Raw genomic sequence first — 8,527 nt, forward strand, 5'->3', positions numbered from 1 at the left:
GGCCAAGGCCAAGGCCAGGGACATCCAGCAACAACAGTGGGCGGGCCGCGTCCAAGCCCTGGAGAACCAGGCCAAGGCTCAGTCCAAGCCGCCCGCCAAGCCCCAGCCCAAGGACAGGTCCGGAGTGAAGACGAACCGGGACCGGGGGTTGGAGAAGCAGAAGAAGGCGTGAGGCTCCACCACACCGGGTCCAGAGCGGAAGGGCAGCCCGCGCGGCTGCCCTTCTGTTCGTCACGACGGGCGTGCGGGTCCACCACTGGCAGCGCGGGACCACGGGTGGCACCAAGTGCACCGAAGCCTCATTCCCCCGCAGCGTGGCTCAAGCGGCCCGCACTGACCTGCGCATTTCGCCGGCATACGCCAGATGGCGCCATAGATGGCACCACGATTCCGAGCCACCATGGCTTGTATCTGTGCCATCCGTGTGCCAAAGTGGTGCCATGGACTTGACCTCGTACGTGAGCGGCCTCGGGCGCGAGTTCGCCGCGCTTGCCGAAGCCGGCGGCGACGAGGCCCGTGCGCTGGTCGAGCGCCTGACCGGGTCGCTCGAGTCGGCGGTCCGGGTGACACTGCTGGACGCGCTGTCGGCCGCCGCCGACGAGATCACCCGGGAACTGGCCCCCGGTTCGGTAGAGCTGCGCCTGCGCGGACGCGATCCGGACTTCGTGGTGACCTCGCCGACCACCGAGCGACCCGAGGACGCGGCCGGGCCCGCCGCGGGAGCCGGCGCGTCGGAGGTCGATCCGCTGATCGTCGAGGACGGCCCGGCCGCGCGGATCAACGTGCGCCTGCCCGAACAGCTCAAGGCCGCGATCGAGGCGGCCGCCGCCAGGGAGGGGCGCTCGACCAACGCCTGGTTGGTCAGGGCGGCCGCCGCCGCCCTGCGGCGGTCCGATCACGACCAGAGGCGCGAGCCGGGCGCCGCCGGAAAACGAACCAGGCAGGACTTCACCGGCTGGGTGCGCTGAGCGCACCGCACCAACTTTCCTCACACCGCGCCCCGACCTGCGGGGACGGCTCACCTACGCATGATGCGGGGACGACCATGCCCAATTTCGCGACGCCAGAACCGATTTCCGTCACGCTCGACCTCAGCGTCGGCCACGTGTGGGTCGACGCCAGCGACCGGACCGACACCCTCGTCGAGGTCCGCCCGACCAACGAAGCCGACGAGTCCGACGTGGAGGCCGCCCAACAGGTCCGCGTCGACTACGCCAACGGCACTCTCCGCGTCACCGGGCCGAAGCCGCGCGTCTTCGACTTCTCCCACAGGACCAGGTCGGTCGACGTGTCCATCGCACTGCCCAGCGGCTCCCGGGTGTCCGTGGAGACGCAGGTGGGCGACTTCCACGGCACCGGCCGACTCGGGGAGTGCGGGCTCAGGACCTCCGTCGGGAACGTCCGGCTCGAACGGACCGGCCCGCTGCGCGTGACCACGTCGGCCGGACACGTCACCGCCGACGCCGTCGCGGGCGGCGCCGAGGTCTCCACCGGCTCGGGGAAGGTCCGGATCGGCGAGGTGGAGGGCGCCGCGGTCGTCAGGAACTCCAACGGTGACACCACGATCGAGGCGGCCACCGGCGACGTGCGGGTCCGCGCGGCCAACGGCGACATCCGCGTCGAGCGGGCGGGCGCCGGCGTCGACGCGAGGACGTCCAACGGCAGCGTGCACGTCGGCGAGGTGGTGCGCGGTTCGGTCGTGCTGGAGAGCGCGATGGGAGCCCTGGAGATCGGCATCGCGGAAGGCACCGCCGCCTGGCTGGCGGTGAACACCAAGTTCGGGCACGTGCGCAACCTGCTGCGGAACGCCACTCGGCCAGGGGAGTCCGACGAGACCGTCGAGGTGCGCGCGCACACCTCCTACGGCGACATCACGATCCGCCGTTCCTGACCCACCACCGACCCTGGAGAAGGGAAGACCATGAACAGCAGGCAATCCCGGCTGGCGATCGCCGCGACCGGACTGCGGAAGTCCTACGGCGACCACGTCGTGCTCGACGGCCTCGACCTTTCCGTGCAACGGGGAACGATCTTCTCGCTGCTCGGCGCGAACGGCGCCGGGAAGACCACCACGGTGAAGATCCTGTCCACGCTGATCCGCGCCGACTCCGGCGACGTCAGGGTGGCCGGGCACGACCTCGCCCGCGAGCCGGACGCGGTGCGCGCCGCGATCGGCGTCACCGGCCAGTTCTCCGCCGTGGACAACCTGCTCACCGGCGAGGAGAACCTGCTGCTGATGGCGGACCTGCACCACCTCCCCAGGAGGGAGGGCCGGCGGCGCACCGCGGAGCTGCTCGACCAGTTCGACCTGACCGACGCCGGCAGGAAGCCGGCGGGGACCTACTCCGGGGGCATGCGGCGACGGCTCGACCTGGCGATGACCCTGGTCGGCGACCCGCAACTGATCTTCCTCGACGAGCCGACCACCGGACTGGACCCGCGCAGCCGCCGCAACATGTGGCAGGTCGTCCGGGGCCTGGTGGCCGGCGGCGTCACCATCTTCCTGACCACGCAGTACCTGGAGGAGGCCGACGAGCTGGCCGACCGGATCGCGGTGCTCGACCGGGGCCGGATCGTCGCCGAGGGGACCGCGGACGAGTTGAAGCGCCGCATCCCCGGCGGGCACGTCCGCCTGCGGTTCGCCGACCCGAGGGGCCTCGACGCGGCCGCGCGCGTGCTGGGCCAGGTGTCGCGCGACAACGACGCGCTCGCCCTGCGGGTGCCCAGCGACGGCAGCCTGCGCTCGCTGAAGACCCTGATCGACCGGCTCGACGACCGGGCCATCGAGGTCGACGAGCTGTCCGTGCACACCCCCGACCTCGACGACGTCTTCCTCGCCCTCACCGGCGACTCCACCGACAAGAAGGTGACCACGCGATGAGCAACGACACGCTCACCCGCCCGGCTCCGGCCGCCCTCCGCTTCCACCCGCTCCGCGACTCGGTGACGATGCTGCGCCGCAACCTCAGGCGCATGGTGCGGTACCCGTCGATGACCCTGATGCTCGTCGGGATGCCCGTCGTCTTCCTGCTGCTGTTCGTCTACGTGTTCGGCGGCACGCTGGGCGCCGGGCTCGGCGGGTCGGCGCACGGCGGCGGGGCCGACGGGCGCGCCGCGTACGCCAACTACCTGACGCCGGCGATCATCCTGATGACGGTGACGGCCACGGTCCAGGGAACCGCGGTGTCGATCGCCATGGACATGACCGAGGGCATCATCGCCCGGTTTCGCACCATGCACATCGCCCGCGTCTCGGTGTTGACCGGGCACGTCATCGGCAGCGTGATCCAGACGGTGTTCAGCCTGGTGATCGTGGTCGGTGTCGCGTTGCTGGTCGGTTTCCGCCCCGCGGCTGGGGTGGGCGCGTGGCTGGCCACGGCCGGGTTCCTGGTGGCGGTGACCTTCGCGCTCGTCTGGTTGTCCGTCGCGCTCGGCCAGGTGAGCAAGAGCGTGGAGACCGCGAGCAACATGCCCATGCCGCTGGTTCTGCTGCCCTTCCTCGGCAGCGGGTTCGTCCCCACCGACTCCATGCCGGCCGGGCTGCGCTGGTTCGCCGAGTACCAGCCGTTCACCCCGATCATCGAAACCCTGCGCGGCCTGCTGATGGACAAGCCGATCGGGAACAACGCGTGGATCGCGCTCGTGTGGTGCGCCGTCATCGGCCTGGGCGGATACCTCTGGTCGAAGAAGCTGTTCAACCGCGAGAGCGCGCGTTAACCGCCCGACGTCGGGAGAAGACGTGGTGCCGTTCCCCGGTGGCCACCTCCCGGAGTCCTGCTGGAGGCCATCAGCCTCCCCTGAGCAGATCGATCACACCGTCCAGGTCGTGTCCCCGGCTGCTCTGGTGACCTCGCGGTCATCACCGAGAAGGGACATGGGGAATGGGCGCCACGCAGGACTACCAGGCCGCGGGGTGACTCGTCCGCCGACTGGGCCGCCCCGGCGAACTCGTCATCAGCGAGAAGGTCAGGCCGCAGTGGATCGACGGAGGCGCCCGCTTCTGGTCCGCGGGGAGCAACAGCGACGGCAGACGGTTCGTGCTGGTCGACCCGCTCATCGCCGCCGACAAGGACTCCGCCCCGCTCGGCGAACTCCTCCCCTGAGCACGACCGCACCGACGCTCCCGGCCCGGTTCGACCACCGTTGACCTCCCGGTGCCGGCATCTCGGCGGACGCGCGAGGACCAGGACCACCGCCCCATCAGGTCCGGGACCCTCGCGCGTTCCGCCGTGTCCGGCTGAGGGCCGAACCGCCAACCCCACGCGAAGAAGACGAGGGCGAAGTGGGCGGGCGTTCTCCATGCGGTTCCCCAGGAGTCCGGATTCCGAGACCGAGCTGGAAGGCGGTGGCCCACCTCGGGTGCGGGAAAACACCACCAGGACCTTCCCGCCCACCCCCAACTCGCGGCACCGAACCCCGGCGAGCGAAAAAGTGGCGCGAGACACACCGGAACAGGGCGAAAACCCGAAGAAAAGCCGTCCGAGGTCCATCCGGTCGCCGCGTGACTTCGCACCCATCAGTGGCAGGGCCTACTCCGGACCGTCCTGACCGGGCGAACCTCCCGCCCGTCGCGCGCCCAAGGGCTGGCACGAGCGTGAACGGGGCCCCGCGCTCCCGAACGACCCGGACAACGCAGAAGGGGCAGCCCCTGCGGGCTGCCCCTTCATTTCACGACCTGGAACCAGTAGGTTTCGCCACTGGCCCTGGTGGGTCCGCTACGAAATCTCCTGACCAGCGGAAACCGAGCAGGGACGGGGGTGGCTTCCCACGCTAGTCAAGATCGTTTCCCGCACGCGAGGACGCGGTCCTGTTCCTGCCGATCATCCTTGCTGCTCAGTCGGCGGCGTCCTCGTCGTGCTCCCATCTGTGGGTAACACCGCTGCGCGGTGTGACAGACCGGAGGAGGAAGAAGAACTGTGTCCCGTCGTGGTTGGTGGTAGTGACATGAGTGGCGACACCAAGACGGAGATCCAGACGGGCGTCCACCCGAACGACAGGGTCGGCAACGATGCCGTCGACGGGGCGCTGGGGTGAGTAGTAGGCGGGGGTTCCCGCAAGCGTCGCGCTGCTGCCGTCGATCTTCCACGCGCAGTCGTCATCCAGGCAGCAGGTGAACAGGGCGGGGCACAGGAGCTGCAAGGTCCAGAAGCCGGCGTAGGACGCCCAGACTGGTTGCTGCTCCCGGTAGGGGCCCTTCACTTCGTAGGCACCGGAGCGCGGCGGACTGATCTCCCCGTCGCGACAGGTGATCACTCGCTCGCCTCGTTCAACGGTCCAGTTGTGGAGGTCGTCAAGGTGTACCCGGCTGCGGATCGCCCGGCTACCTTCACCTCGGGTCTCCGCCTCGAACTGTCGCACGTCGAGTACGGCCGTGGTGAGCAGGAGCGTGGGAAGCGTGGGTTGCGGCTGCACCCGCTGTTCCTCCCATGGGTATCAGGTCAACGAACGGTGCTGGCCCAAGCGTGGGAGAACTGCGCCTCCCTTGTCTCCGGTACGCCAGGAGACGCTGCCTCAACAAACGATACCTGTCGCACGAGACGCTCTGCCTGACGTGGCTGGCCACCGAGCTGAACGACCACATGCCAAGAGGATCGGAAGTAGACGCAAGGGACCCAAGCCGCTGTCGATTGGACTGACGCTTTCTCGTCTTCTACCTCGACGCACCGGAAGTCTTGCGTTGACTCCTCGACAGGAAGACCGGAGAGCCGCACGTCGCGAATGAGGACCACCACTACCCGCATGGGCACGGTTGGACTCTTCACGATTAGCCGGTTGACCGCGGGAAGCTTCGGCCAGGTCAAGCTTTCGGGAAGGGGTGATCTGACAGCGGGCCTATCTGCCAGGAACGGCGCAAGCTCAAAGCCGCCTACCACGAGCGTGGGGTCGACATCCGGAATGAGTCGCTCGTCACGGGGGCGAAGTACGGCGGTGGTCGGACTGGCGGTGTGCTGGCTCTCGACTGCGTGCTGGCCCAGCGTCGGAGAGCCCGTTGCGACGAGTACAAGCCCGAGCCATAGACCTCGTCGCCGGATCTCATGGGTGTTCGCACAGAATCTCGCTGTCGTTCTGCTCGTAGGCGGCGGCGCTGTAGGTTCCGCTCGGCACCACGATCGTGCCGAAGCCCTCGGTGCGGTACCGGTACCAGCTCCCCGCGTCGCAACCGAAAGCCGCGGTCTCGCGATGTTCCTGGGCGTAGTTGGACGGCCCGTAGACCGTCCGCGGCGCAATGTCGCCGATCTTCTCCCAGCCATACCAGCGTGACCGGTACATCTTTGCTGAGATGGTGTTGGCGCTGACCGGCAGGATCCTGCGGAAGCTGGTGATACGCGTGTGAATACCCCCCTGCCTGGAGTTATGGGGTTGGTTCACCTGAATTCCACAGTCTCCCGGGTATCCCAAGGTGGTCGAGCCGTCCCGAGGAACCGCGTATGCCGTCGCCTCGCGCTCAAGCCCTGGCGTCGACTGATCCGCCTCAGCGCGCTCTCCCGCAAGCGCCGTTCCAGGGCCCTGGTCGTCTCTGGCACCACCCACGACGTCGACGGCCGTATCGCCCCACCCCGTGCTGGTCGGCCCACCGGCTGCTGGCCGCCGACTGCGCCGACAACAACAGCCGCCCCGAGGACTTCCAACTGCCCGCCCGCGCCCTCGGCTTCCAGGTCCTCTTCTCCTACCGCCGCGACCAGTTCGGTACCCAGGCCGAACACGCCGGCGCCCTCCAGGTCGAAGGCATCTGGCACTGCCCCCACATGCCCCAAGCCCTCGTCAACGCCAGCCGTGATCACACCGACAAGGTCATCGGCGCCGACACCTACACCCAGCGCATCGCCGCCCGTCGCGCCTACGAACTCCGCCCCAAGACCCGCCCCGACGCCGAGGGCCACCTCAGATCTGCGCCCAGCAGAGCATCACCATCCCGCCCACCGCCGGTGCCAAGCGCGCCCAAGCCCTGCCCCAGAGCCCGGAATGGCGGACGGCCTACAGGCGCCTGCGGTCAGGCAACGAAGGACCCAACGGCTACGCCAGGAACCCCGACCACGGCGTCAACCTCGAAGACGCCGCACTCCGCCGGCTCCGGGGCATCGCCGCCCAAACCTTCCTGCTCGCCTTCCAATTCGCCGCCCTCAACCTGCACAAACGGCAAAGGTGGCGCACAACACACCACACCGAACGAAAGATCAGAGCCACCAACCGACGCAGGACCACCCCGAGTCTGAGCGAGTACACCCACTGACACGCCCAACCCAGGCAACGCGGCAGACACACCCGAAAAACCAGGTGCGAACCGACCCGGCACCCCCGCCAGAACGACGAAGGGGCAGCCCGTGCGGGCTGCCCCTTCATTTCACGACCTGGAACCAGTAGGTTTCGCCACTGGCCCTGGTGGGCGAGGAGGGAGTTGAACCCTCACGTCCTTTCGGACACACGGACCTGAACCGTGCGCGTCTGCCATTCCGCCACTCGCCCGTCCGGCGTTTCCCTCATCGGGCTTCCGCCGTGCTGGCTGCGATAGCTTAACACGACTCCGCGAGTGGGTCCGACAAGGGGGGTCCCCCCACCGTCGACACCCGTCCTGACCAGCTACTTCACTCCTCCGGGAACAGTTGGCTGTCTCGGCCGTCCCGCACGGATACGATCGGGCTCGGGAGCCGTTCGTATGGAGGTTGCCGTGGGCCTCGTTCAGCGCTTCGAGCGCCGACTCGAAGGCATCGTCGGCAACACCTTCGCGCGCGTGTTCGGTGGACAGGTCGTACCCCAGGAGGTGGCCCAGGCACTGCAACGGGAAGCCGAAGTGCACGTCAGGGAGCTGGCCGGCGGCCGACTCCTGGCGCCCAACCACTACGTCGTCACGCTCGGACCCGCCGACCACCAGCAGCTCGCGGCGGAGGAGGAACGCCTCACCCGTCTGCTGGCGGACAGCGTCCGCGAACACCTCGAAGAGCAGGGGTGGGACACCTATGGTGACGTCGTAGTCTCCCTTGAGCGCTCCGAGGCGCTGCACACCGGACAGTTCCGAACCAGCTCGTCCGTCGACCCCGACGCATCGCCGAGCCAACGGCCGGCGACCCCTCGCACCGCAGGAGACCGACCCATGAGCCAGCCACCCGGCCAGTACCCCCCCCAGGGCGACCCGTACGGACAGCAGGGCCAACAGGGGTACGGCTACGACCAGGGCTACGCGCACGGCCAAGGTCAGTACGGCTACGACCAGGGCTACGGGCAGCAGCAGCAACAGCCGCCGGCCTACACCGACCCGTACGGCCAGCCGCCGCAGCCGGGTTACGGCGGCCAGCCCGGCTACGACCAGGGCTACGGCGCCCCCCAGCCCGGTGGCTACGGCCAGCCGGGTGGCTACGACCAGGGCTACGGCGCCCCGCAGCCCGGTGGCGGCTACGACCAGGGCTACGGGCAGCAGCCGGCCTACGGCCAGCCCGGCTACGACCAGGGGTACGGCGCGCAGCCCGGCTACGACCAGGGCTACGGCGCCCCCCAGCCCGGTGGCTACCCCGACCCGGCGGCCGGCGGCTAC

General features: G+C 69.1%; 7 protein-coding genes and 1 tRNA gene. 5 read left to right on the forward strand and 3 right to left on the reverse strand.

The window, feature by feature from the left end; genetic code table 11:
- Positions 1–440: 440 nt before the first annotated feature.
- The 4 genes from LX15_RS31705 to LX15_RS31720 all read left to right on the forward strand — a co-directional run bounded on the left by LX15_RS31705 (position 441) and on the right by LX15_RS31720 (position 3,717).
- A complete protein-coding gene (locus LX15_RS31705) occupies positions 441–968 on the forward strand; it encodes a YlcI/YnfO family protein (protein ID WP_253674842.1) in 528 nt (175 codons plus the stop codon).
- A 77-nt stretch (positions 969–1,045) separates the two neighbouring features.
- Positions 1,046–1,891 (forward strand): DUF4097 family beta strand repeat-containing protein, encoded by an 846-nt coding sequence (locus LX15_RS31710; protein WP_253674843.1) that lies wholly within the window; start codon positions 1,046–1,048, stop codon positions 1,889–1,891.
- Positions 1,892–1,921: 30 nt separating this feature from the next.
- Entirely contained in the window at positions 1,922–2,881 is a 960-nt protein-coding gene (locus tag LX15_RS31715; protein ID WP_253674844.1) for an ATP-binding cassette domain-containing protein, read from the forward strand.
- On the forward strand, positions 2,878–3,717 hold the full coding sequence (locus LX15_RS31720) for an ABC transporter permease (protein WP_253674845.1): 840 nt from the start codon (positions 2,878–2,880) through the stop codon (positions 3,715–3,717). The genes LX15_RS31715 and LX15_RS31720 overlap by 4 nt, the downstream gene beginning before the upstream one ends.
- A gap of 1,116 nt (positions 3,718–4,833) precedes the next feature.
- Here LX15_RS31720 and LX15_RS31725 read toward each other — a convergent pair.
- The 3 genes from LX15_RS31725 to LX15_RS31735 all read right to left on the reverse strand — a co-directional run bounded on the left by LX15_RS31725 (position 4,834) and on the right by LX15_RS31735 (position 7,464).
- Entirely contained in the window at positions 4,834–5,412 is a 579-nt protein-coding gene (locus tag LX15_RS31725) for a hypothetical protein (protein ID WP_253674846.1), read from the reverse strand.
- A 621-nt stretch (positions 5,413–6,033) separates the two neighbouring features.
- Positions 6,034–6,369, reverse strand: coding sequence for a hypothetical protein (locus LX15_RS31730; RefSeq protein WP_253674847.1), 336 nt, complete (start codon positions 6,367–6,369; stop codon positions 6,034–6,036).
- Between the two features lie 1,009 nt (positions 6,370–7,378).
- Positions 7,379–7,464 (reverse strand) — tRNA-Leu (locus LX15_RS31735).
- Between the two features lie 202 nt (positions 7,465–7,666).
- On the opposite strand from LX15_RS31735, the gene LX15_RS31740 reads away from it, so the two are divergent.
- A partial coding sequence (locus tag LX15_RS31740) for a DUF3662 domain-containing protein (RefSeq protein WP_253674848.1) occupies positions 7,667–8,527 on the forward strand: 861 nt, incomplete at its 3' end.

Origin of the sequence: Streptoalloteichus tenebrarius, assembly GCF_024171885.1 — a bacterium.
Classification (GTDB): domain Bacteria; phylum Actinomycetota; class Actinomycetes; order Mycobacteriales; family Pseudonocardiaceae; genus Streptoalloteichus; species Streptoalloteichus tenebrarius.

What these genes read in the sequence shown, in the direction of transcription:
- LX15_RS31705 (WP_253674842.1), top strand. Translation starts at nt 441, where the DNA reads ATGGACTTGACCTCGTACGTGAGCGGCCTCGGGCGCGAGTTCGCCGCG.
- LX15_RS31710 (WP_253674843.1), top strand. Translation starts at nt 1,046, where the DNA reads ATGCCCAATTTCGCGACGCCAGAACCGATTTCCGTCACGCTCGACCTC.
- LX15_RS31715 (WP_253674844.1), top strand. Translation starts at nt 1,922, where the DNA reads ATGAACAGCAGGCAATCCCGGCTGGCGATCGCCGCGACCGGACTGCGG.
- LX15_RS31720 (WP_253674845.1), top strand. Translation starts at nt 2,878, where the DNA reads ATGAGCAACGACACGCTCACCCGCCCGGCTCCGGCCGCCCTCCGCTTC.